Annotated in this window: 20 protein-coding genes; 7 read left to right on the forward strand and 13 right to left on the reverse strand. The window is 64.2% G+C overall.

From position 1 onward, the window contains the following. Positions 1–342: 342 nt before the first annotated feature. Complete coding sequence (locus I6F16_RS21235; RefSeq protein WP_109143607.1) at positions 343–1,065, reverse strand: outer membrane beta-barrel protein; 723 nt, start codon at positions 1,063–1,065, stop codon at positions 343–345. Between the two features lie 583 nt (positions 1,066–1,648). Between I6F16_RS21235 and I6F16_RS21240 the strand changes: the two genes are divergently transcribed. Continuing rightward, the gene (locus I6F16_RS21240; protein ID WP_225113121.1) at positions 1,649–2,965 is read left to right on the forward strand and encodes a hypothetical protein; all 1,317 of its coding nucleotides are present in this window, start codon (positions 1,649–1,651) and stop codon (positions 2,963–2,965) included. A gap of 49 nt (positions 2,966–3,014) precedes the next feature. On the opposite strand, the gene I6F16_RS21245 is transcribed toward I6F16_RS21240, so the two are convergent. Further along, entirely contained in the window at positions 3,015–6,164 is a 3,150-nt protein-coding gene (locus I6F16_RS21245) for a GAF domain-containing protein (protein ID WP_225113120.1), read from the reverse strand. Positions 6,165–6,335: 171 nt separating this feature from the next. Further along, the gene (locus I6F16_RS21250; RefSeq protein WP_225113119.1) at positions 6,336–7,109 is read right to left on the reverse strand and encodes a helix-turn-helix transcriptional regulator; all 774 of its coding nucleotides are present in this window, start codon (positions 7,107–7,109) and stop codon (positions 6,336–6,338) included. Positions 7,110–7,220: 111 nt separating this feature from the next. On the opposite strand from I6F16_RS21250, the gene I6F16_RS21255 reads away from it, so the two are divergent. Beyond that, a complete protein-coding gene (locus I6F16_RS21255) occupies positions 7,221–8,300 on the forward strand; it encodes a zinc-binding alcohol dehydrogenase family protein (RefSeq protein WP_036025284.1) in 1,080 nt (359 codons plus the stop codon). 92 nt (positions 8,301–8,392) lie between these two features. On the opposite strand, the gene I6F16_RS21260 is transcribed toward I6F16_RS21255, so the two are convergent. From I6F16_RS21260 to I6F16_RS21295, 8 genes are all read right to left on the reverse strand, one after another. Beyond that, positions 8,393–9,097 (reverse strand): ABC transporter ATP-binding protein, encoded by a 705-nt coding sequence (locus tag I6F16_RS21260; protein ID WP_036010093.1) that lies wholly within the window; start codon positions 9,095–9,097, stop codon positions 8,393–8,395. A 7-nt stretch (positions 9,098–9,104) separates the two neighbouring features. After that, on the reverse strand, positions 9,105–10,385 hold the full coding sequence (locus I6F16_RS21265; RefSeq protein ID WP_036010095.1) for a lipoprotein-releasing ABC transporter permease subunit: 1,281 nt from the start codon (positions 10,383–10,385) through the stop codon (positions 9,105–9,107). 90 nt (positions 10,386–10,475) lie between these two features. Then, positions 10,476–11,795 (reverse strand): proline--tRNA ligase, encoded by a 1,320-nt coding sequence (gene proS, locus I6F16_RS21270; RefSeq protein WP_225113118.1) that lies wholly within the window; start codon positions 11,793–11,795, stop codon positions 10,476–10,478. Between the two features lie 164 nt (positions 11,796–11,959). Then, on the reverse strand, positions 11,960–13,522 hold the full coding sequence (locus tag I6F16_RS21275) for a CopD family protein (RefSeq protein WP_225113117.1): 1,563 nt from the start codon (positions 13,520–13,522) through the stop codon (positions 11,960–11,962). Beyond that, a complete protein-coding gene (locus I6F16_RS21280) occupies positions 13,522–14,040 on the reverse strand; it encodes a YcnI family protein (RefSeq protein ID WP_225113116.1) in 519 nt (172 codons plus the stop codon). The genes I6F16_RS21275 and I6F16_RS21280 overlap by 1 nt, the downstream gene beginning before the upstream one ends. A gap of 29 nt (positions 14,041–14,069) precedes the next feature. Next, entirely contained in the window at positions 14,070–14,567 is a 498-nt protein-coding gene (locus I6F16_RS21285) for a copper chaperone PCu(A)C (protein WP_225113129.1), read from the reverse strand. 104 nt (positions 14,568–14,671) lie between these two features. Beyond that, on the reverse strand, positions 14,672–16,882 hold the full coding sequence (locus I6F16_RS21290; RefSeq protein WP_225113128.1) for a TonB-dependent receptor: 2,211 nt from the start codon (positions 16,880–16,882) through the stop codon (positions 14,672–14,674). Between the two features lie 85 nt (positions 16,883–16,967). Continuing rightward, positions 16,968–17,342 carry a DUF2946 family protein gene (locus I6F16_RS21295; RefSeq protein WP_225113115.1) on the reverse strand — a complete coding sequence of 125 codons (375 nt, stop codon included), beginning with the start codon at positions 17,340–17,342 and terminating at the stop codon, positions 16,968–16,970. A gap of 482 nt (positions 17,343–17,824) precedes the next feature. Here I6F16_RS21295 and I6F16_RS21300 point away from each other — a divergent pair, with 482 nt between their 5' ends. From I6F16_RS21300 to I6F16_RS21315, 4 genes are all read left to right on the forward strand, one after another. Next, on the forward strand, positions 17,825–18,229 hold the full coding sequence (locus tag I6F16_RS21300; protein ID WP_225113114.1) for a globin: 405 nt from the start codon (positions 17,825–17,827) through the stop codon (positions 18,227–18,229). A 142-nt stretch (positions 18,230–18,371) separates the two neighbouring features. Then, a complete protein-coding gene (locus I6F16_RS21305) occupies positions 18,372–19,391 on the forward strand; it encodes a sugar ABC transporter substrate-binding protein (protein WP_036010114.1) in 1,020 nt (339 codons plus the stop codon). A 15-nt stretch (positions 19,392–19,406) separates the two neighbouring features. Continuing rightward, complete coding sequence (locus I6F16_RS21310; protein ID WP_225173980.1) at positions 19,407–20,909, forward strand: sugar ABC transporter ATP-binding protein; 1,503 nt, start codon at positions 19,407–19,409, stop codon at positions 20,907–20,909. A gap of 11 nt (positions 20,910–20,920) precedes the next feature. Continuing rightward, on the forward strand, positions 20,921–21,946 hold the full coding sequence (locus I6F16_RS21315) for an ABC transporter permease (RefSeq protein ID WP_036038970.1): 1,026 nt from the start codon (positions 20,921–20,923) through the stop codon (positions 21,944–21,946). A 310-nt stretch (positions 21,947–22,256) separates the two neighbouring features. Here the strand turns inward: I6F16_RS21315 and I6F16_RS21320 are convergent, their stop codons facing one another. After that, positions 22,257–22,946: an L-2-amino-thiazoline-4-carboxylic acid hydrolase gene (locus tag I6F16_RS21320; RefSeq protein WP_225113112.1), complete on the reverse strand. Its 690-nt coding sequence runs from the start codon at positions 22,944–22,946 to the stop codon at positions 22,257–22,259. 46 nt (positions 22,947–22,992) lie between these two features. Continuing rightward, positions 22,993–23,385, reverse strand: coding sequence for a RidA family protein (locus tag I6F16_RS21325; RefSeq protein ID WP_225113111.1), 393 nt, complete (start codon positions 23,383–23,385; stop codon positions 22,993–22,995). Between the two features lie 129 nt (positions 23,386–23,514). On the opposite strand from I6F16_RS21325, the gene I6F16_RS21330 reads away from it, so the two are divergent. Continuing rightward, the gene (locus tag I6F16_RS21330) at positions 23,515–24,141 is read left to right on the forward strand and encodes a LysR family transcriptional regulator (RefSeq protein ID WP_225113110.1); all 627 of its coding nucleotides are present in this window, start codon (positions 23,515–23,517) and stop codon (positions 24,139–24,141) included. The last annotated feature ends 524 nt before the right edge of the window (positions 24,142–24,665 follow it).

Here is a 24,665-nt window from a genome sequence, read left to right on the forward strand (position 1 = left end):
TGAGAGTCCACGCCGGAGCGGCCGCTTGGGCGCGTCGTCCCGCTTTTCCCCAAGAGGTCGGAGAAAGCCGGCCTACAGCTGCGGAATGACCTGGGCCCAAATCGCGATCATCCCGACGAACAGCGTGATGGACGCCAGTGCGGCGGCTTCTTCCACGAAAACCCTGAACATGGCCTGCTCCCTTGTTGGAACGTATGAAGAACATTGTTCTCATTTCGTTCTATGGAGTCAAGCGATCCGGAAGCCGCCGAAAGGAGATGGTTAACTCGCTGAAGACAAACAGCAAAAAAGCCCCGGCCGAGGCCGGGGCTTTCGTCAGCCGCTCACGTGGAGCGGTCAGTCTCAGTAACGGCCGATCATCGGGCCGCCGAACTTGTAGTTCAGGCGGACGAGACCCATGTCGATGTCCTGCCCGATGCGTTCGACAGCGCCACTGGCGAAGGTGACGTTGTGGTCGCCGAGGAAGATGTGGTTGTACTCGACGCCGACCGTCCAGTTCGGAGCAAAACCAAACTCCAGGCCCGCGCCAACCGTGGCACCCCAGCGGGTCTCGTCGGCCCGGTCGAGATTCGCACCCGTCACGACGCTGTAGACGTCGTACTTGTTGCTGACGACCGCCGCACCGCCCTTCGCATAGAGCAGGACGTTGTTCCAGGCATAGCCAACCTGGCCTGTGATCAGACCGAACGCATCGACGCGCGTCCGGTTCCGCAAACCGGTGATTGCGCTGATGTTGTCACCCGAGAAGTCGGCCCAGTTGCCCTGGCCCTCGAGACCGAACACGAACTGGCCGGACTGAAAGCGGTAACCGATCTGGCCACCGACGGTGCCGCCGGTCGAGTTGTGGGAGCCTTCCGGACCGAAGCCGACCAGATCCCACGACGTGTCAGCCGAACCGCCGCCGCCGTTGAGACCGATGTAGAAGCCGCTCCAGTCGTACACCGCAGCGATCGCCGCGGGCGGTGCTTTGGTGTAGGGCCGTGCCGCGAGATCAGCCGCAAGTGCCGGCGCAGTCGCACCAAGCGCGACCAGGCTGACAGCTGCAAGCAACAAATTCTTCTTCATTTGATTCCCGTTCCAGTTTCTTCAGTAGTGGGCCCCCCGGCCGTGGGTCGTCATAACAGCGATCGACGGAATTGCTGTAGCCACGAGGCAACAGGTGCGATCGAAAGGACCTTGCTCACTAACAAATGTTTATCGGCACGTGCGCGGAAGCCCTTTGAAACAAGGGTCTTCAGCAATTTCAATGTCGCCGAGGCGAGACAAACTGCATGCGCGCGCAACATCGTCGCGCGCACATTCGCGTGATGGGAGAATCAAAGACACGTTCGAGTTCCGCATCCAAATTGTCGCCATGTTTTCGCTCGCTTTCATCGCATTCGCGCTCGCATCAATCGCACGCTCGCCCGCGCGCGTTCAGACGATCATCCCTTCTGCTCTAATCCGCGCTAACCGGCATGCGCGTCGCCGCCAGCGTCGGGCGATGGAGTTCGCTACCGCGAGGTGCGAACCGAGGCGCCGGAACGCTCTCGAATCGGGGTTGCGGGGGCCGGCCGTCTGTCCGCATGGGCGTGGGACTGCAAGTTGTGACCGCGCCGGTCATCGGATAGCGTCGGGCCTGGCCTTCCTTCGCGCAGTCGATCCTGCCATGCTCGCCCGTATCCTGCTCCTCCTGGCCTCGCTGCTCCCGGCCGCTTTGCGTGCCGAAGCAGCGCCGGCCGAGAAAACCGGATTTGCCTCCAGGCTGACGATCTATCTCGCCAAGGGGCCGGCCGACGCATGCGGGCCGGGCTGCGATCGCTGGATCGCCATCGAGGGCGAGATCGATCGCGAGGCGGCGCTGCGCATTCGCCGCTTCCTCGCCGGCGTCAAGGACCTGCAGCGTCCGATTTACGTTCATTCGCCCGGCGGCAACGTCGAGCAGTCCTACGCGATCGCGCGGTTGCTGCGCAGCCGCAAGGCGATTGCCAGGGTCGGCCGGACGATCGCGACCGCCTGCGCCGCGGGCACGCAGGGAGACGCCGTTTGCTTGAAGCTCAAGAACGCAAGCGGCGAGGTCGAGGCCGAACTCACCACGACCCGCGCCATGTGCAACTCGGCCTGCGCATACCTGTTTCTGGGGGCGGCATCGCGCGAGGTCGCCCCCGACGCCACAATAGCGGTCCATAATTCCAAGCTGGTGCTCGCCTTCGACGGACGGCCCGATCCGGCGGCGGTCGCGGAATACAGGCGCCGCCGGCTCTTGGCGGCCGATCGCGATCGCGCCGCGTTCATCGCCGCGATGGGAATTGGTCGCGAGCTCGATTCGCTGATCCGGACGGTGAAATTCGAAAGCCTGCACGTGCTGACGCGATCCGAGCTCCACGGTTTCGGCATCGACACGCGACCGCTCGCTGAGACAAACTGGTCGCTGGAGAAGGAGGCCCGGCCGTTCGTCCGCAAGATCGCGACCGCAAAGAAGGCGAACGGCTCCGCGTTCCGAACGATGGAGCTGCGCCTGTCTTGCGAAAGCAGCAAGGGCGCACCGCTGACATTTGCGGCCGAGGTCGACGAAACGGCCACCGGCAAGAGCACGATCCTGATCACGGCGGATGCCGACAAGGAGAAGACGGCCGGAGGATCTCCGCTGCGGACCGGCAAGCACGAGGTCTGGCGCAGCAACATCGACCCCGACATGGTCAAGGCGATACTGGCCTCCCGCTCCCTGCATGTCCGCGAAAGCACGCCGATCGCGGACGACAAGACGGACATCATGACATTCGAGCTCGACCTGGCGGGCCTGCCGTCACAATGGGCTCGGCTCAAGGCATCCTGCGCATTGCCGACGCCGGGCCCGACAAGCTCCTGGCCGACGACGCCTGGGAAAGCGGCTCCCTGGCAGGCAGTTCATTGGCCCGAGAGCCCTTGGACGCCCGCCCCCCAACTGACCGTCAGCACAAACCCTCGGCCCGCTCCGTCGCCTTGAAATGACGTCGGACATCGCCTCGGGGGACGATTCAACGCGCAACATTCATTCACCCCTCGTCGAGCAGGGAGCGGACCTTGGCGGCTAGGTCCTCGATCGCAAAGGGCTTGGAAAGTAAATGCTTGCCGGCATCGAGCACGCCATTATGGACGATCGCGTTGCGCGTGTAGCCGGTGGTGAACAGCACTTTCAGATCCGGGTATCGTCTCGACAGCTCGGCCGCGAGTTCGGCACCGGTCATGTCGGGCATGACGACGTCGGTGAACAGCAGATCCGGAACGAAACCGCCTTCGATCTTGCCGATCGCCTCCCGGGCGCTGGCGGCCTCGACGACGGTATAACCAAGCTCGCGCAGGCTTTCGGACGAGATGCCGCGGACCCGCTCGTCGTCCTCGACGACGAGGATGGTCTCGCTCTGCGGACTTGCACCGGGATGCAGCACGCCGTGCGACGGGGTTGAGACAGGCTCCTCGCCCGCGAAGCGTGGAAGATAGATCTTCACGGTCGTGCCGACGTCCACCTCCGAATAGATTTTGACATGGCCGCCCGACTGCCGCACGAAGCCGTATACCTGGCTGAGGCCAAGTCCAGTCCCCTTGCCGACGACCTTGGTCGTAAAGAACGGATCGAAGACCTTTCCCAGCACGTCGGCCGCGATGCCCGTGCCGTTGTCCGTCACCGCAATGAGCACGTACTGCCCGGGCTGCAGCGCGTATTCGCGGGCGTATTTTCGATCTATCGAGGCGTTGGCGGTTTCGATCGTCAGCCTGCCACCCTTCGGCATGGCATCGCGTGCATTGACAGCAAGATTGACGAGAGCGCTTTCGAGCTGCGCAGGGTCTGCCTTGACGCGCCATAGGCCAGCCGCGAGGACCGTCTCGAGACGGACGAGCTCGCCGAGCGAGCGCTCGAGCAGCTCACTCATCTCACCGACCATCTTGTTGATGTCCACGACCTCGGGCGCAAGAGGCTGCTGTCGCGAGAACGCCAGCAACCTTTGCGTCAAGGTGGCGGCACGGCTTGCACCATCCATGGCACTCTCGAGGAAGCGGTCAATGTCGAGCTCGCCCTTGCCGAGCCGCCGTTTGGCGAGATTCAAGCTGCCGAGGATGACGGCCAGCATGTTGTTGAAGTCGTGGGCGATCCCTCCGGTCAATTGCCCGACGGCTTCCATCTTCTGCGATTGCCGCAATTGCTCCTCGGCCTTCATGCGCTCGGCGATCTCGTCGGCGACACGTTGCTCCAGCTCGGCATTGAGCGCTTCGAGCCTGGTCAGCAGCCCGGCATTGTCGATCGCGGTCGCGGCGTGGCCGGCGATGCCGAGCAATGCGGATTCGTGCTCCTCGTGGAATCGACCGACCTCCGCATGACCGAAGAAAAGCCCACCGAGCACCTCGCCGCTGCGCGAGATCACGGGGACCGCCAGATAGGACCGGACCGGAAGATGGCCCTCGGGCATGCCTTTCCGCGGCGCATTCTTGCCATAGCGCGGGTCTTGCAGGATGTCGTCCGACCTCACCACGCCCGTGCCCTTGAAGGTGGGCTCGAACACGGCGGTGGCGCGCGGCATCGGGAAGTTTTCGAAAGCGGATCGCGGCACGCCGGACAGCGAATACAGCATGTAGCTGCCGCCGTCCGCGGCCAGGACGTTGTAGAAGAAGGCTCCGAACTGGGCGCCCGTCAGCTCGACGCCGGCATCCGTCACGATCTGCACGATCCTCTCGAGATCGCGTTCGCGGGCAACCGACGCTCCCGTGTCGTTGAGGATCCTCAGATGACGCTCGGTCTTCTTTTGCGCGGATATATCCAGCACGGTCCCGATGAATCGCGTGGCGTGGCCGTCAGAAAAGATCGCGTGACCCGTTGCGGCGATCCAGCGCTCGACACCATCCTCGATGCCGATGGTGCGGTATTCGATGTTGTAGCTTCCCGGAGAATTGGGCTGTAACGCGGTCGAGACGGCCTCATGGGCGCGCTGCCTGTCGTCGGAATGGATGCCCTTCAGGAATGAGCCCTCGTAGCTGACCTCGGCATCCGGTGAGAGACCGAACACCTCCTTGCAGCGGTTATCCCATCGAAGAATGTCGTTGACCGGATCGTAGTCCCAGGTGCCGATTCCGGCGGCCTTGTTGGCGAGGACGAGCCGCTCGGCAGCTTCGCGCGCCGCCTGCTCCGATCGGACGCGCTCGATGTGCGCCCATGATCGCTCCGTCACCTCGGTGAGCAAGGCAAGTTCGCGCGGCGTCCAAAGATGCGGGCCACGGTGATGAATGGCCATCAAGGCGGTCAGGCGCCCCTCCTTCACCAAGGGCATGCAGATCGTCGAACCGATGCCGATGCGCTGGAAGGTGGCGGCTTCCTCGGGGGCGATCTCCTTCAGATTGTCGTTGATGATGAGGGGGCGGCCGGCGCCCAGCTCTCGCACCGCCTTCTCGCCGAAGTCGGCAAGGCTGTAGTGCCCCACTATGTGCATCGCACCGGGGGCAGCCCAATCCCCGCGGATGGTGAAGCCGTCCTGATCAGGATCCATGTCGGCATAGGCGCAGTTGGAGACGCCGAGATACTCACCGACCATTCGCGTCGTCACTGCCATGACGCCGTCTGCATCGCGCGTCTTGGCCGTTTCCTTGTTGAGAGCGTCCAGGAAGAGGAGTCGCGCTTCGTTCTCGCGCACCGCGCTCTCGGCGCGGCGACGTTCAACGGCGGTGCGGGTGCGTTCGGCAACCTCGCGGATGAGCTCGAGCTCCGCCGGGGTCCATTCGCGCGGCGTGGCATTGTTGAGGTAGAGCAGCGCCACGACCCCATCGGGCTCGGAGATCGGCATGTTGACGAATGCGCGCGCCGAGATCGCCTCGAGAGCTCGGGCGCGGTCGCCGACGCGAGCGTCCTTTTCGGCATCGGCGCAGACGACCGTCTCGCCCCGCTTCAAGTCTTCGATATAGCTGCCATAGTCGCGAAAGCGCAGCACGCCGGCCAAGCTCAAGATCCCAGGCGCATTCCAGTCGCGCGCGATCGTGATGGTCTCGGCGGAGGTGTCGACGGTGCCGTAACCTGCCCGGCTGACATTGAGGCTGCGGCCAAGCAGCTCGGCCGCCGCATAGGCGAGATCGTCGGGGCTGCCGATCTCTCGAATATGATCGCCGAGGGTGGCCAAGACGGCGTTGCGGTCGGCCGAGGATCCCCCGGTCGCTGTCGTCATCGGTCAACCCCGAACACGTCCCTCGCTCCACCTGCACAATGATGAGACAGTAACTGTAGGTCGGGCCTTCGGTTCCCGGCGCGAGGGGCGGCTCAGCATCAAAACGCCTCTCAGGTCCTGCTCGGCCCAGCGCGCGATGCAGGTGGTCAAGTGTCTTCAACAACGGCGGGCTTAGAGCGGCGTATAGATCACGAGCTTCAGCGCGGGATCGTCGTTGGCCTGGAAGCTGGTGTGCTCGAAGTGCAGCACGCCTTTGCTCGGATGGTTCATGGTCTTGCGGCCCGAGATGGTGCTGCGAACGTCGTGCGCCTCCCACCATTCGACGAATTCCGGACTGCTCTCGCGCAGCCGCGTCAGCAGCTCCGTGAAGGCGGGATCGCCGGCCCAGACGTCGTGATTGGCACGAAACATCGCCACCATCGCCTTGGCTACGTCGGTCCAGCCGGCGCCATAGGATTTTCGCGTCTGCTTGTTCGTCAACATAAGAAGCAGCGTGTTGCGATCCTGCTCCGGCAATCGCCCGAACCCGAACACCTCCTCGGCCGCATCGTTCCAGGCCAGCACGTCCCAGCGCCGGCCGGTGATGTAGGCCGGCTGATGCAGGCTCTCGATCATGCGACGAATGGGCGGAGGCACGATCTCGCGGGTGAAGGGGCTCCTTGCGGGCTCGCGCGCCAGCGCCTTGAGGTGGGCGTGCTCGGCCTTGCTGAGACGGAGGGCCCGGGCCAGCGCATCCACGGTGGTCACGGACGGGCTGACCGTGCGGCCCTGCTCGAGACGGATGTACCAGTCGACGCCGATGCCGGCGAGCTGCGCAACCTCCTCGCGGCGCAGCCCCGCGGTGCGCCGGCGCCTGCCCGCCGGAAGCCCGACCGCCTTCGGCGACAGCTTTTCGCGGCGGGACCTCAGGAAGTCCCCGAATTCAACGCGGCGTGGATCGACCATGGCAGATGTCCCGGCGATGGAGGGCCTACGGAATACTAGGATAATACCAGGCCTTCCTGTCTCCGGACAGGTCGGCGCATACGGACTTCACCCGACCTCGAGGTGAACATCATGAAAGCTGCCGTACTCAAATCCTTCGGCTCGCCGCTGGCGATCGAGACTGTCCCCGAACCGGTGCTCGGCACCGGCGAGGTCATCGTCGACGTCGTCGCGACGCGCGTGCTGTCCTACATGAACGAGGTCTTCGACGGGACGCGCAACTACGCGCTCGACCTGCCAATCATTCCAGGCCCAGGCGGCGTCGGCCGCGTGCGCGCGATCGGTCCGGACGCGACCAGGCTTGCCGTCGGCGACTGGGTGTTCTGCGATCCGACAGTGCGCTCGCGCGATGACGCCGCGGCGCCGGATATCGCCCTGCAGGGCCTGACCGCCGCGGGACCCGGCGGCATGCGCCTGCAACGGCACTTTCGCCACGGCTCCTTCGCCGAGCAGATGCGGGTGCCGACCGAGAACGTCAAACCCCTCGGCCCGATCACGTCCGAGCAGGCGAAACAATGGTGCGCGCTGGGCACGCTGCTGGTGCCCTATGGCGGCTTCCTTGCGGCAAACCTTCGCCCGGGCGAGACCGTGCTGGTGAGCGGCGCCACCGGCAATTTCGGCAGCGCCGCCGTCTCCGTCGCGTTGGCGATGGGCGCAGCCTGCGTGGTCGCGCCGGGCCGCAACGAACGGATCCTCGCCGACCTCGTCCGCCGCTTCGGGGCGCGGGTGAAGCCGGTCAAGCTCTCGGGTGACGAGGACGACGACCGTGAGACGATGAAGCGCGCCGCACCGGGGCCGATCGACTGCGTCTTCGACATCATGCCGCCCTCGGTGAGCCCGACTGTCGTGCGCGCGGCAGTCATGACGGTCCGCGCTTACGGACGCGTCGTGCTGATGGGTGGCGTCGGCATGGCGGGCGGGCCGGGCCTCGAGCTGCCCTACCCCTGGATCATGCGCAACTGCATCAGCATCCACGGCGTCTGGATGTATCCGCCCGATGCGGCCAGCCGCCTGATCGCACTGGTGCGTGCCGGGCTGCTGCGGCTGGAAGAGTACGAGACAGAGACCTTCGATCTCGACCACGCCAACGAAGCCGTGGCGCATGCTGCCGCCAATGGCGGACCGTTCAAATTGACGGTGATCAGGCCCTGAATTGTGAGGCGGCGACGGACCGCCGTCTTCGATTTTTTTCGGAAGTCTCACCAAGCACTTGGCTACTGTGCATGGGGTTGTTTTCGAGCTCTTTAGTCGAGTTCGACCACTTGGCCGTTCGACAGCGAGACGCGCCGGTCCATACGGCCGGCGAGCTCCATGTTGTGGGTGGCGATCAGCATCGACACGTGCGTCGCCTTGACCAGTTGCATCAGGGCCTGGAACACGTGCTCGGCGGTGCCGGGGTCGAGATTGCCGGTCGGCTCGTCCGCAAACAGCACGCGCGGCGCATTGGCCACTGCACGGGCGATGGCGACACGCTGCTGCTCGCCGCCGGACAGCTCGGCGGGGCGATGGGTGATGCGGTCGCCGAGGCCGAGATAACCCAGGATCTCCTTGGCACGCTTGACGGTCTCGGACTTCTTCAGGCCGCGGATCATCTGCGGCAGCATGACGTTCTCGAGCGCCGAGAACTCCGGCAGCAGCCGGTGCGACTGGTAGACGAAGCCGATATCGGTGCGGCGCAGCTGCGTGCGCTCGATGTCGGGCAGCTGTGAGGTCGGCGCGCCCGAGACATAGACCTCGCCGGAATCGGGGGCTTCCAGCAGCCCCGCGATGTGCAGCAGCGTCGACTTGCCCGAGCCCGACGGCGCCACCAGGGCGACGGACTGGCCGGCCCACAGCGCCAGCTTGGCGCCGTCGAGGATCGTCAGCGGCACCTCGCCCTGCAAGTACTGCCGCTTTATCTCGTGGAGATAAATGACCGGTACATCTTCTGCCCCCTGCTGCTGCTCCATCAGTCCCTCACTCGTACCGGAGCGCTTCGACGGGATCGAGGCGCGCGGCGCGCCACGACGGATAGAGCGTCGCCAGGAACGACAGCGTCAGCGCCATGATGACGACGGCCGTGGTCTCGCCGACGTCGATCTCGGCGGGCAGTTTCGACAGGAAGTAGAGCTCCGGCGAGAACAGCTCGGTCGAGGTCAGCCAGGACAGGAATTGCCGGATCGATTCGATGTTAACGCAGATCACGAGGCCGACGCAGAAGCCGACCAGCGTGCCGACCACGCCGATCGAAGCGCCCGTGATCAGGAATATCCGCATGATCGATCCCTGCGAGGCGCCCATGGTGCGCAGGATCGCGATGTCGCTGCCCTTGTCCTTCACCAGCATGATCAGGCCGGAGACGATGTTGAGCGCGGCGACCAGCACGATCATGGTCAGGATCAGGAACATCACGTTGCGTTCAACCTGGAGCGCGTTGAAGAAGGTCGAGTTGCGCTGCCGCCAATCCACCAGGAAGATCGGCCGGCCCGCCGCCTCCGTCACCGCCTTGCGGAAGGCGTCGATCCTGTCAGGGTTGGTCGTGAACACCTCGATCGAGGTGACGTCGTTGCTGCGGTTGAAATAGGCCTGCGCCTCGGCAAGCGGCATGAACACGAAGCCGAGATCGTATTCGGACATGCCGATCTCGAACACCGCGACGATCTTGTACGGTTTTATGCGCGGCGTCGTTCCCATAGGCGTCACTGCGCCCTTCGGCGCCACCAGCGTGATGCTGTCGCCGGCATGCAGCGAAAGCTGATCGGCGAGGCGCCGGCCGATCGCAACGCCCTGTCCTTCGTCAAAGCCCTCGAGGGAGCCCTGCTTGATGTTCTTGGCGATCGAGGTGAGGTTGTTGAGATCGTCGGAGCGGATGCCGCGCACCAGGACGCCCGAGGCGTTCCAAGGCGATGACGCCAGCGCCTGACCGTCAACCACCGGCGCCGCGAGCCGGATGCCCTCGACCTGGCTGAGGCGGTCGGCAACGTCCTTCCAGTCGGTCAGCGGCGATTCCAGGGGCTGGACCAGGATGTGGCCGTTGAGGCCCAGGATCTTATCGAGCAGCTCCTTGCGGAAGCCGTTCATCACGGCCATGACGATGATCAGCGTCGCAACGCCGAGCATGATGCCGAGAAAGGAGAACCCGGCGATGACCGAGATGAATCCTTCCTTCCGGCGCGCGCGCAAATAGCGCGCCGACAGCATCCACTCGAAGGGCGCGAAAGGCGCGGTTTGCACGGTTTCGGTCATGGTCTCATCCATCGCTCGATAATCCCATGATTCGGGGTCAATTGTGGCCGGATTGGCGGCCGCGATATCGCGCGATGAACAATATTCAGCCGATCAGCCTTCTCAGCCCACAAGTCTTGCAACCGCGTCGGCAGGCGACATGGTCTCGCGCGCGCCGTCGCTGCGCCGCTTGATCTCGACCTTGCCGTCGGCGAGCCCCTTCGGCCCGATCATGATCTGCCAGGGGATGCCGATCAGGTCGGCGGCGGCGAATTTGGCACCGGCGCGTTGATCGGTGTCGTCATAGAGCACGTCGACGCCCTTGGCCGTGAGCTCGGCATAGAGCTTCTCGCAGGCCGCATCGACGGCCGCATCGCCCTGCTTCAGGTTGAGGATCGAGACGCGGAACGGTGCCACCGCTTCCGGCCATTTGATGCCGGCATCGTCATGGCAAGCCTCGATGATGGCACCCAGCAGGCGCGAGACGCCGACACCGTACGAGCCGCCATGGATCGGCACGTCGACACCATCAGGCCCCGCCACGAGCGCCTTCATCGGCTCGGAATATTTGGTGCCGAAATAGAAGATCTGGCCGACCTCGATGCCGCGGGTGTTCACCCGCTTGTCCACGGGCACCTCCTGCTCGAACCGCGCGGCATCGTGGACGTCTTCGGTCGCCGCATAGAGCGAGGTCCATTGCTTGATGATCGGCGTCAGGTCGCTCTCATAATCCACGTCCTCGCCCGGCACCGGCAGGTCCAGCACATCGCGATTGATGAACACGCCGGATTCGCCGGTCTCGGCGAGCACGATGAACTCGTGGCTGAGATCGCCGCCGATCGGGCCGGTCTCGGCGCGCATCGGGATCGCCTTCAGCCCCATCCGCGCGAAGGTGCGCAAGTATGCGACGAACATCTTGTTGTAGGCGACGCGCGCCGCGGCCTCGTTGAGATCGAAGGAATAGGCGTCCTTCATCAGGAACTCGCGGCCGCGCATCACGCCGAAGCGCGGACGCTGCTCGTCGCGGAATTTCCATTGGATATGATAGAGATTGAGCGGCAGGTTCTTGTAGGACTTCACATAGGCGCGGAAGATCTCGGTGATCATTTCCTCGTTGGTCGGTCCGTACAGCAGCTCGCGCTTGTGGCGGTCGGCGATGCGCAGCATCTCCGGGCCGTAGGCGTCGTAGCGGCCGCTCTCGCGCCAGAGGTCGGCGAGCTGGAGCGTCGGCATCAAGACCTCGATCGCGCCTGAGCGATTCTGCTCCTCGCGCACAATCTGCTCGATCTTCTTCAGCACGCGAAAGCCGAGCGGCAGCCAGGCATAGATGCCCGCCGCCTCCTGCCGGATCATGCCGGCACGCAGCATCAGCCGATGCGAGACGATCTCCGCCTCTTTCGGATTTTCCTTCAGGATGGGCAGAAAGAACCGCGACAACCGCATGGTAATACTCTGGGAATCAGTGATCGCCTGCAGTGAAACCGGATTGGGAGCGAAAACACAAGACGGGAATGAGGAAAAGCCGCTAATGCGGCGAAATACCTGTCATTTTTCCGTTGCCTTCAGGTTTGACTTCAGGAGCACCGTGCTCAGCAAAGCCGGTGAGCCTAGGGCGGTGGCACTTCGAATTCGTCCGCCAGCGTGATCTTCTCGAAATCGCTCACGAGCGCCTCGATGCGCACACGCCAGCGGCCGGCGAAGGGCAGCTCGACCTTGCGCACGTGCCAGTAGCCATCCGGTCCGAGCAAGGCGTCCCGTTCCATCGGCTCGATGCCACGCTCGGGCAGACTGAGGGTCAACGTCACCTCTTTGGCCGCCAGGGGCGTCCCCTCGCCGGTCATGAGCTGGAGCACGAAATCGTCCTTGCCGACCTTTCCAGGTGACACCAGCACCTGGAACATCGCCTTGTCGCCGTGGATGTGGATCGCCAACGGCGTCTCCGGAATGATCGTTCGCGGCGGCGGCGTGAAGCGCCAGCCGGCGACGACGGCAAAGATGGCGAGGGCGATCATGCATTCGAGGAAGATCGAGCGCTTGAGGATGGCTCGGGCTCCACGATCGCGGGCGAGTGCCGGAGTGAGGCGGAAGCGGTTGAGCGCCGCAAGTGCGAGCAGCATGAGAACCAGGCCGAGCTTGATCGAGAGGATGAGGCCATAGCGGGTCTCGACCAACGCCGAAACTTTTTCGAGCTGAACAATCGCAAGGGCGAGGCCCGTCAATGCCAGCACGCCGACCGCCGGCATGGCGATGCCCGAGAAGCGCTTCACGACGGCGAGTGTTGCCGGCGTCGGCTTCGACAGCAAAGCCGCGAGCGGAGCAAGAGCGCCGATCCATAGCGCAACGCACAGACCGTGAAGAAACATCGCCGGGCGCATCATCATTCGAGGCGGCGCCGTTGCGGCATGCCCGCTCATGGCGAGCGACAGGCCCACGCCGACCATGGCAATGATCGCAAGAGCCCGCGAAGACCATGCGCTGCGGAGCGCCAGCAAGGCGAACAGCATCGCGGCGGCAGCAACTAGAAACGCGCGGCCGGCACTGGTTGCGACCGCGACCTTCCAAGGCGCGGCCGTCGCGAGCGCCGCCGGCGGCAGGCCGAGGAGATCGAGGCCTAGCGCTCCGAGCGATACCACTGCGCTCGAAAGGCCGACCGCGAGTGCCATGCGCGGCACGGTCATGCCGGCCAGAGACCATGATATCCAGCGCGCAAACCACACACCGCCGACGCCTATGAACAGACCGAGATACAGGCCAACGCGCGCCAGCCAGATCAGCGCGGCCAACCAATGGTCAGTACTCGCGGACGGCTTCGTCTCCGACGGCATGCCGACTGAAAACATCACCGATCCCACGATCGGATGGCCATCCTGCGAGACCACGCGATAGCTGACGACCGCGGTCCCCTCAGGCAGATCCGCCGGCATCTGGATCGAAATCGTGTCGCCGGACGCACTGACGCGCGTCTCGTCCCGCGCCCTGCCCGTCCCGTCGATCAGCCGGATCGCGCCCGGCGTTACCGGTTCGTTGAACCGCAGCTCGACCATCTTGGGCGCGGTCGCGAGCGTGCTGCCATTCGCCGGCTCGACCGAGATCAGCGCCGCATGCGCGAGCGCACCGCTCGCGAAGCCCGCAGCGAAGAGCAGCGTCGCGAGCGCGGCGAGGAGGCGCATCAGGGTTTCGGCAGGAGCTTGACGCCAGGCGCCGGCGACTTGCCCTCATGCGAATGGCTTGACCCCTCGGTTGGGATCTCGATCCAGCGTCTGACGCCGGTCTCGCATTCTTGAACCACTGGGAAGTACAAGGTCGTGTTCGCCTTGAGCTTGTCGGTCAGCACCGTCTGCATGATGAACTCGTCATAGTTCTTGTCCGGCAGCTTGCCGCCGGACCACGCCACCTCCTTGACGCCGGACGAGAGCTTGTTGCCGTGATAGTCGTATTCCCCCGCATATTTGCCCTCGACGACGTCGATGGTCCAGCCGGCCTTCGGCATCGGCTTCACCGCGATGACCCCTTCCGGAATCTGCACGCGGAGCTTCACCGTCGGCGAGCCCGCGCAGCCATGCGGCACGGTGAACACCGCCTTGTAGGACGCGCCGATTGTGGCTTGCTTGGTCTCGAGAGAGACATGCGCCGCCACTGGTGATGCGGCGACCGCGGCAATCAGAATCAGGCAGGATCGCTTCGACATATTCGGTCTCCCGAGAGTCCAGAACAGTCTCATTTCATCTTCATTCCCGAATGATCCGGCATTTTCTTCATGTCCATGTGACCCGAGTGCCCCCCACCGCCCGGTGCTTGCGCGCCGACGCCCTGGACGTCGAGGGCAACGGTGACCTTTCCGGCCTTCTCGAACTGAAGCGTCACCGGCACCTTGTCGCCCTGCTTGAACGGCCCCTTCAGCTCCTGAAGCATCAAATGATTGCCGCCGGGGGCGAGCTTCACGGTCTTGCCGGGCTCGATCGCCAGTCCCTTGTCGAGCGCGCGCATCTTCATCACGCCGTTGTCCATGGCCATCTCGTGAATCTCGGCCTTGCCTGCGATATCGGCGGACACGCTGACCAGCCTGTCGGCGGCGCTCCCCTTGTTTTCGATGGTCAGATAGCCGCCGGCGACCTTGGCGCCGCCCGGCGTCGCCCGGCTCCAGGCCTGCGAGATGACGAGATCGCCGGCCTTGACGTCCTCGGCTGCGACCACCGCGCTGGTGCCGAGCAGCATGGCGACGGCGAGAAGTGATAGATTGATCCTGTTCATTTGGTTCCCTCGGCTTTGATCTGATCGAGCACGGTCGGTCTTGGTGGTTTCGGCAGCCTCAGTGCGCTTTACCATCGATACCTCATTCCGGTGTAGACCGCCCGGCCCGCACCTGGCTCGAACAACGCCGACGTCGCGGTGGCGCGATCGATGATACTGACGCTTGCAATGTAGGTCCTGTTGGTGAGGTTTCGACCCTCGATATAGGCGGAGAACGGCCCGCCATTGTCGAAGCCCGCTTTCAATCCGAGCAGTGCATACGGCTCGGTCGTCAACGTGTTCATACTGTCGACAAAATAGGCCTGCGGCACCCATTCGACGTTCGGACCAGCATAGAACCCGGTCGGATGCTTATAGAGCAACTCGGCGCGCAAATAGTGACGCGGCGCGCCGGGCAGCTGGTTGTTGCCGAACGCCGTGTCGCTGTCGAAGCGAAAATCGCTGTAAGTATAAGCGAGGTTGAGCCACACCTTATCGGGCGCGCCTCCTGTCACGAAGATATCGCGGAAGATTGCTGCCCCTGCCCCCGCCTCGACGCCCTGGTGGAAGGTTCGGTCGGCATTGGTCACGTTGCAATTGCCGAACGCGCTGTACAGGCACAGCAGCTCATCGCGGATATCGGCGCGATAGGTGGTCAATTCCCACGAATAGTCGGGCCGTCGCATGCGGGTCCCTATCTCGTAGGTCGTCGCAATCTGCGGGCGGATGCTGGTGAACGGAGTCGTCGGAATGCCAGGACCGCGCGCGCTCTCGCCGAAGCTCGGCACTTCGGCGCTCCGCGAAACATTGGCGAAGGCCTGCCACGTCGGGTCGATCTGCCACAGCAGGCCCGCCTTCGGCGACCACAGATCAAAACGGGTCGCTCCCGACTGGTCGCCGTCGCTAAGAAACCGGTCCCGCCGGTTGCGGGTCGCATGCAGAAATTGCGTGCCGGCAATCGCGGCGACGTTCGGCAGAAAGTAGAAGCTGTCCTCGACGTAGACCGAGGTGTTCTCCGAGCGATCGAACGACGACGACAGCAATGCTCCCTTCTGTCCAGCAATGTTGGCGAACTGCTGGTTGTCGATGCTGCCATTCAACAGGTTGACGCCCGCGACCAGCCTGTTGCGGTAACCGCCGATCATGCGGTCGTCCGTAACCTTCGCGAAGCCGCCATAATCCTTGTAGCGATAATCGAGCCACTGGAAGATCGGATGCATGAGGTGCCGATCGACGCCGAAAGCGCCGAACTCCAACCTGGTGTCGTCGAATCGGATCGTCGTCTTGTTTGCCAACCTGATCGTGTCGATGTTGCGCTGCTGGTCCAGCGCAACGTTCGCCGGAGCCGCGGCCTCCGGATTGGTCAAGGCAGACGCCTTGGTGACGGTTCCTGGAATGCGCTGCCGCACCTCGTTGGCGTTAAGATAGAATCGCGTCTCGAAATCCGGCGAGAACTGGTAGCCAACATTGCCGCTCACGCGGTTGCCCGAGCCGAAGCTGTGAGCGCGGAAGCCGTCCGTGGCCTGCGTTGATGCGGTGACGAAACCATCCCACGGCCCGTTGGCGCCTCCTGCATTGGCCTGCAGTCGCCTGAAGCCGAAGGCTCCCACGTCGAGCGAGACTCCATTCGGAAATCGGTCGCGTCCCGATGGCGTCACGAAGTTGACGGCGCCTCCCAGCGAATTGGCTCCGAACTGCAGCGCGTTCGCGCCCTTGTACACCTCGACGTATTTGTAGGCGGTCGGGTCGATCTCCTGGAAATCGCCGTAGCCGTCCGCCGTATTGATCGGGATGCCGTCCATGTAAAGCTGCACGCCGCGCAGATGGAAATTGCGCGACAGGCCGGATCCGCGGATCGAAAGCCGGGTGTCGTCACCCCATTTCGGCTGCGCAAACACGCCGGGAACGTAGTCCAGGACATCCTTGATCGTGCTGGCGGGAGTCGAATTCCGGTAGGCCTCCGCTGCGACCAGCGCTACGCCGCCCGGCGTCTGGTTGATCTCGCTCAGTGCCTGCTGGGCGGTGAGAACCGTCAGGGCACCAGGACCGAGGCCCCCTTCGGAAGCTGCCGTCGGTTGCGGACGCGCAGTTGCGGGCGCGCGGGCCCGCGTTGATCGCGCGGCGGTTCGCTGTGCGCGGGCTGGAGAGGCCCGTTTCTCCCGCGGCGCGTCGACTGTGACGGGAGGAAGCTCGCGTCGGTTTTCCTCCGCGATTGCGTTGGATGGCACAACGAGGGCAGAAGCTGAGGCAAGCAGAATTTTGCGTGCGGAAAGCAGTCGAAAGAAGCCTGTACGAGGCATGAGGTCATTCCTGATGCCGGCAGAGAGCCGGTGCATAGCGATCCCGGCACGGCCGAAGCCGGCGCGGAGCTGAAGGTTTCGCGGATCAGGAAATGCGAGGGGGAGCGCGCGCCCAAGCGCTCGAACCGTCGATGGCGGCGAGGACGGGCGCGTTCGCCACGTGCCAGACGATGCGGGCGATGGGGCGGACGGGAGTTGAGAACGCCGCATGGGGCGGCGCGTCAAGCGAAGCGTCAGCGTGCGCGAGGCAACAAAGCGCACATGCGCCAGCTTTTGCGGCCGGTGTCCCGGTCTCGTCGACCGGGCCGCCCTGCTCACTTGCGCTGTGGCAGATGACGCCTGCAGAGAACGGATCGGCCGCAGCCTGGCCGGCCGCGAGACAGGCGGCGATCGGCGCCAGCACCTGCATCGCCAGGGCGAGCAGGACCAGAGGCAGGAATTTTTGCAGGCGTGCGCGCATCCGCCGGACCATTCGTTCGTGCGCTAACTAATCACTCGGGCGCAGCCGAGTCGAGGCCAGTTCCGCCGCCCGCTTGGTCCCGCGCAAATTGCTCGAAAGCTGTGGCCGGGACCGCCCTACGCCCGAGCCCGGCCGGTGTCTGAGGCAGGGAAACCTGCCCGGCCATCCACAAATTTCTTATATCTGTCATATGTTTAGGTAGGCAGACGCCCGATCGTTTCGTCAGCTGCTCCTATTTTGAACATTCGTTGCCGAAAATGATGACAAGTGAGAAAAGTTGATCTAGCATCCCTCTTGCTCAGGCGCTGACCGCGAGGTCGAGGCCTGGTGGTCCAAGTCTCGGGAGGAGCCCCTGGCGCGCAAAACGCAGCGTCGCCCCGTCAATCAAGATCAAATCTTAAGATCGGGGATAATAGGGTCGACACAATTTTTGAGCGGGGCCAGGGCCCCGCTCTTTTTTTGCCCGCGCGGCTGAACTGTCGATGAACGCGGCCTTTCATCCCATCCACGACAGCTTCGAACGTGCGGCCTCGCGCTGCGCCGACCTCACGCCGTTCGTCTATCGACGTCTGTTCGATCTCCATCCGGAAACGCAGGCGATGTTCCGCGCGGACGGCGGTGACCTCGTGAAGGGGTCGATGCTGGCGCTGACGATCGAGGCGATTCTCGACTTCGCCGGCGAGCGCCGCGGGCATTTCCGGCTAATCGCGTGCGAGGTCGGCTCGCACGACGCCTATGGCACGCCGCGCGAGCTGTTCATCGCGTTCTTCGCCGTCATCAGGGATGCGCTCCGCGATCTGCTCGGCGATGAATGGACGCCCGAGATCGCGCAGGCCTGGGATACATTGCTCGCCGAGATCGACGCATTCGCCGCCGCGGCCACCTGACGCTTTGCGCTGCACCAACGCACGGGCTGCGACGACGCTGCGGCTGAATGCAGATTGAGTGCGAACAACTCTTGTGAGAGACTTTCGGAGATCGGTAGCGCTACCAATGACGCGCCGACGACAAAATATATGGGAGCGAGCGATGTCCGGGACGAAAGATTTCTCGACGACCAGGCGCGATCTTCTTCAGGCGGCTGCGGCCGCCGGCGCCGGAGCTGCCATCCTCGGCAGCATGGGCATAAACCCCGCACTGGCCGCAGTCGGACGCAGCGAGAAGCCGTTGAAGGCGGCCTTCTCCAACGCCGGCCTCCAGGCCACCTGGTGCGCGCAAGGCAAGCAGGCGGCGGAATTCTGGGGCAAGCTGTTCAATGTCGAGGTGACCTGGTTCGACGGGCAGCTCGATGCGGTGAAGCAGCGCGCGGCGATCGACAACATGGCCTCGCAGAAATGGGACTTCGTCGCGATCCAGGCCTTCGGCATCGGCACCCTCACCCAGCCGGTGCAGAAGATGATCGACGCCGGCACGCCCGTGATCGACATGGACACGCTGATCGCGCCGCTCGATCAGATCAACGTCCATTCCTTCCTCGCTCCCGACAACGAGTTCATGGGCGCTTCGGTGACACAGGCGCTGTGCAACGCCATGGGCGGCAAGGGCAAGATCATCATGACGCAGGGCGCGCTCGGCCACACCGGTGCGCAGGGCCGCGCCAAGGGCTTCAACTCGGTCGTGAAGCAATTCCCGGGCATCGAAGTGCTGGACACCCAGCCGGCCGATTGGGACGTGTCGAAGACCGCCCGTCTCTGGGAGACCTATCTGACCAAATACCCGCAGATCGACGCGGCCTTCTTCCACAATGACGACATGGCGCTGGCCGCCGCCAACATCATGAAGGCGCGCAATCGCACCAACATCCTGATCGGCGGGGTCGACGCCATGCCGCCGGCGATCCAGGCGGTCAGCGAAGGCCGCATGTTCGCGACCGTCCGCAATCCGTCCTGCCGCATCCATGGCGGCGCGATCGTCGCGGGCGTCTCCGCCGTGGTCGGCGGCGAGAAGAGCGGACAGGGCATCCCGAAGAACGTCGTCACCGACGGCCCGGTCGTGACCAAGGCCAACGCCGCCGGAATGCAGTGGATGCAGGATCACTTCCTGATCTGAGCGTCCAGATCTTTCATGAGCGTGGGACAACAGCCCATCCTGGAACTGCAGGGCATCACGAAGAGCTTCGGCGGCGTCGAAGCGCTTCGTGGTGTCGACTTTGCGCTTTATCCCGGCGAGATCCACGGTCTCGTCGGCGAGAACGGCGCCGGCAAAAGCACGCTGATGAAGATCATCGCCGGCGTGCACACCGAGTTCTCCGGCCGCTTCCTGGTCGACGGCCAGGAGATGCATTTTCGCTCGGCGCGCGATGCGCACGCCGCCGGCATCGCCATGGTGCACCAGGAGCTCAGCGTCGCGCCCGACCTGACGGTCGCGGAGAACGTCTTCCTCGGCAACCAGCCGACCAACGCCTTCGGCCTCGTGCAATGGCGGCGGATGGCGCGCGAGGCGGGCGAGCAGCTCGCCCGCTTCGGCATCGACGTCGATCCGATGGCGCGGCTCGGCGACCTTCCGATCGGGCTGCAGCAGTTGATCGAGATCGCGCGCGTGCTGTTCTGCGGCGCGCGCATCGTCATCCTGGACGAGCCGACCTCCGCCCTCTCCCCGCCCGAGGTCGAGCGCCTGTTCACAACGCTCCGACGGCTGCGCGAGGAAGGCACGGCGATCGTCTTCATCTCGCATTTCATCGAGGACATCCTGCTGGTGTCCGACACGGTGACCGTGTTCCGCAACGGCCGCAAGGTTGCGGAGACGGCGAGCGCCGCGACCAGCAAGGGCGCGCTGATCGAGGCCATGATCGGCCGCGGCGGCGAGGCGCTCGAGCATAGCTACACCGACGATCTGATGCTGCCGCAGCCAAGCGACAGCAAGGTCGTTCTCAAGGTTGACCAGCTGTCGTTGTCCCGCAGCCTTCAGGACGTCTCCTTCGAGGCCCGTGCCGGCGAGGTGCTCGGCATCTACGGCTTCATGGGCTGCGGCCAGCAGGAGCTGTCGCGCATCCTGTTCGGCAAGCTGAAGCCGGACGGCGGGACGCTTGCAGTCGAAGGCGTGCCGAAAACCTTCGCCAGCACGGCGGCGGCGCGGCGCGCCGGCGTGGCGCTGGTGCCGGAGAGCCGGCGCGACATGCTGTTCCACCAGGAGCCGGTCTACAAGAACATCTCGATCAGCATTCTCGACCGCATCTCCTCGCTGCTGCTCAAGCCGGCGCAGGAGCGCGACATCGCCAAGCGCCAGGTCGAGCAGCTGCAGATCCGGCCGCCGGTGGTCGGCCTCGATCTCGGCATGCTCTCGGGCGGCAACCAGCAGAAGGTCGCGCTGGCGAAATGGCTGACCTATCCGCCCAAGCTGCTGGTGCTGTGCGAGCCGACCCGCGGCATGGATGTCGGCGCCAAGAACGACGTCATCAACATCGTGCGCGACCTCAGAACGAAGGGGCTCGCGATCATCGTGCTGTCGACCGAGCCGGAAACGGTGCTGTCGCTGGCAGATCGCATCCTCGTGCTCAAGCGCGGCGCCTTGGTGCGTGAATTCAAGAACGAGCCGGTCAGCAAGGACCGCCTGCTGGAAGCGGCGTGACGGAGAAGCACATGAGCAGCGAGACGGCTTTGGCGACAGGACAACGGGCGCGGGGCCTTGCCCCCTTCCTGCGCTCGCAGATGCGCAACATCGCCCCGTTCCTGACGCTGATCTTCCTCACCGCCTTCTTCGCCTTCGCCAGCCCCTCCTTCGCGACGCTCGACAATCTCGGCAACATCCTGACCCAGGTGTCGGTGACGGGCATCATTGCCGTCGGCCTCACCTTCGTGATCCTCTGCGCCGAGATCGACCTGTCGGTCGCCAGCATCGCCAACGTCACCGGCATTGCGGTCGCCTACTTCACGCTGCAGGAATCCTACGTCAACATCGCCAACATTCCCCTGCCCGGCGCGGTCGCGATCATCCTGTCGCTCCTGCTCTGCGCCCTGCTCGGTCTCGTTAACGCGCTGGGGCTGACCGTGATCGGCATCCCCTCCTTCATCATGACGCTGGCGATGATGCAGATCGCCGCCGGCATCTCCGCGCTGCTGGTGCGCGGCCAGATCGCCTACAAGGTGCCGAGCCTGATCACGACGCTCGGCTCCGGCTCGATCGGCGGCATCCCCTGGATCGTCATCGTCGCCGCCATCATGCTGCTCGGCGGCCATCTGGTGCTGACCTACACGCGCTTCGGTCGCTACGTCTACATGGTCGGCGGCAATCGCGAAGCGGCCGAATATTCGGGCCTCAACGTCAAGCTAATCCTCGGCGCGGTCATGGTGATCTCGGCGGTGTGCTCGGGCCTCGGCGGCATGCTCGGCGTCGCCCATTTCGGCAGTGCGCAGCAGAACGAGTTCGACACCTACCTGCTCGATTCCATCGCCGCCGTCGTGGTCGGCGGCACCAGCCTGTTCGGCGGCCGCGGCGGCATCGGCAACACCATCGTCGGGCTTTTCGTCCTCGGTGTGCTCAATAACGGCCTCGACCACGTCAACATCGACAGCTTCCTGAAGATCCTGATCCGCGGCCTGATCCTCCTGGCGGCGCTGGTCATCAACGTCTATGCGCAGCGCTTGAGGGAGAAAGCGGCAGAATAGACGGCCGGCAAGACAAAAATGCGAGAACAACCCCATGCACAGTAGCCGGTGCCAGCGGAATCAATGACTTGCCGGCGGGCGTCGTTAAATTGCGGATTCGGCGAAGTCGATTTGCTCCGTCGGGCAAAACAGGGGTATAGTGGCATCATCGCCAGCCGGCTTTGAAAGGCCGGTGCGTCCCCCGTCATCGGGTGCGTCCCCGTCATTGCGAGCGCAGCGAAGCCAATCCAGGACTCTCTCCGCGGATGCATTTCTGGATTGCTTCGCTGCGCTCGCAATGACGACGTGGACTCGGGATCAAGATCGCGGGTCAACGAGTGCGGTCTAATCGCGAGAAGCGGAAATTGCAGTGGCTGGCGCCGCCCGCCAGCGTCTGGGTCCGCTCCAGGCGGATGCCTCGCGTGGCGTAGGCGACGAAGTCGAGGCCGCAGATGGTCGGCAGGATCTCGGTGTCGCCGCGGCGCGCCGCGAGCTTGCAGAAGCCGCAGGCCTTGTAGTCGATGCCGAATTCGAAAGTGTCCTCGGGACCCGGCTCGACGAAATCGTAGACGAAATCTTCCGGAAACTCCGCTTGGTGAGCCTTTGTAACGCTTCTTGCCGCCTGTTCGCGCATCAAGGCCTGGTTCTCCCGTGACATGAACTGACGCCCTGCGACGAGACGCTCGGCTTCGGGAATCATCAGCAGCTGGGCCTTGTAGGTTTCCCGCTCGATCTCGCCGATCACCGGCACCGGAACGCCGTGGCGCCGCAGCACCCGGCTGATGGCCATGAAGCCGGTCAGACGCATGAAGAAATCGCTCATGCGGCTTGCCGCGCCGCCGACATAGGGCATCTGGGTGAGGACGATCTGAAATTCGTCCATCACCTCCTGCCTGATTGCGTCGATGTCGGAGAGATGCGTTCGCTCGCGGAGCATCGCTTCGGCAAGGCCTATCCGCTCGCGCATGGCGGCCTCCATCGCATGGCGATGCGTCTGGTAGAACGGATGAATCTCAGCCATTGGACACCTCATATGCTTGCCTCATCGCAACATCGACGACGCCGCCTCATTCCGCGGCGATCGCCTCGATCTCCAGCAGCCATTTGCTGTCGACGGTCTCGACGACCACGACGGTCAGTGCCGGCTGGTGCTCCCCGAGCATGGCCCGACGAATGGCGCGGTTGGTGACGACTTGGCTGCGATCAGTCAGGAACGTGGTGACCTTGACCAGGTGCTCGACGCCAAGGCCTGCCGCGGCGAGCACCTCCCTGACATTGCGCCAGGCCTGCTCGCATTGCGCCTCGAAGCCGTCGGGCACGGTGCCGTCGGACGTTTCAGGAACCTGGCCGCTGATGAACAGCAGGCGGCGATGCTGCTTCAGCTCCAGGCCCATGCAGTAGCCGCCGACGGGCGGGTGAACCGTTGCGGGATTGTGGCTGACGATGTGAGCTGGTGACATGGCGATTCTCCGGATTTGCGGGCCAACCGTAGCCGGCGGCATCACGCTAGCGCAAAGCATCATTGCTGCGGTTCAGCGCAAGAAAATCTATTGCAAGGCCGCAGCTTATCGGTGTCAAAGTGCGCTGCGATGACCTACGCCCTGCCCCCACTCAACGCGCTCCGCGCCTTCGAGGCCGCCGCGCGCCATCTCAGCTTCAAGCTGGCCGCGCACGAACTGCACGTTACGCCCGCGGCCGTGGGACAGCAGGTGAAAGCGCTGGAGGCGCGCCTCGGCGTGCAGCTGTTCGAGCGTCTGCACAAGCAGCTCATCCTCACCGAGGCCGGCCGGGCCTATCTGCCCGGGATCTCCGAAGGCTTCCGCCACATTGCCGAGGCGACCTCGCAGCTGAAGCCGGCAGGCACGGTGCTGCTGCAAGTGGGGGTCCACGGCAGCTACGACCTGCGCCGCCTCGAACTTGGGGCGTTTCGCAGCGCACATGCGGACATCGGTTTGAGCGTGCTGCAGCCCGCCGGCCTGCACGAGCTCGTCGAGGGCAAGGTGGACGTGCTGATCGCCCGCGGCGTAAGCCACCATCCGGGCTATCGCTGCGAGCGGATCAACGAGGGATCGGGCCCGGGTGATTGGCTGGTTGCGCCGGAAGGCACGGCGGATTGCCCGGAGATCGTGAGTTTTCGGGCGTGGCTGCGCGCCCTGTCGACGGCAAAACAGCTCCCAAATCGCCGCCCGCGTCTGGTCGGCGGAGTCGGGAGCTGACGGGGCTGAAGGTTATAGCGGCAGCTTGGGACAATCCGGTCTCTCGCCCATGAACCTGTGTTCGGAGCATACGTCATGCTGTCGCTCGACGACGCATTGGGTCGCTTTGATGAGGTCGTCGCAAAATGTATCGTGCGCATCGCTCAATGTTCAAGGAGAGGACAGGCGCCGCTGGAGCTGTCAATAGCTTCGTCCGGACTCTTGCCCGTCCCGCCCCCGAACCTCAGCCTCACGCCGTCCGGATAAAGATAGCGGCAATTGTAGGTGTAGAAACCACCCATGCTCGGTTGGTATTCTGTCATCGACCCCACGAATATCCCGCGCGTCAACCCGTAGCCGAACAGCAAGACCACAAGTAGCCCAAGGCCCAACCAAGTTTTGTGCCGACACTCATTAGCCAAGCTCCGCTAATTCCTCTTCAAGCTTTCCCTGTTCCCGATTGGCATCGGCTTCAAAGTGCCCCCCGCACCGAAGCCGGCCTCACCGAGGTCAGAGTTGGACCAGAAGGCGACGTATCCACCCCA

Source organism: Bradyrhizobium sp. IC4060, from assembly GCF_020193715.1.
Lineage (GTDB): Bacteria > Pseudomonadota > Alphaproteobacteria > Rhizobiales > Xanthobacteraceae > Bradyrhizobium > Bradyrhizobium yuanmingense.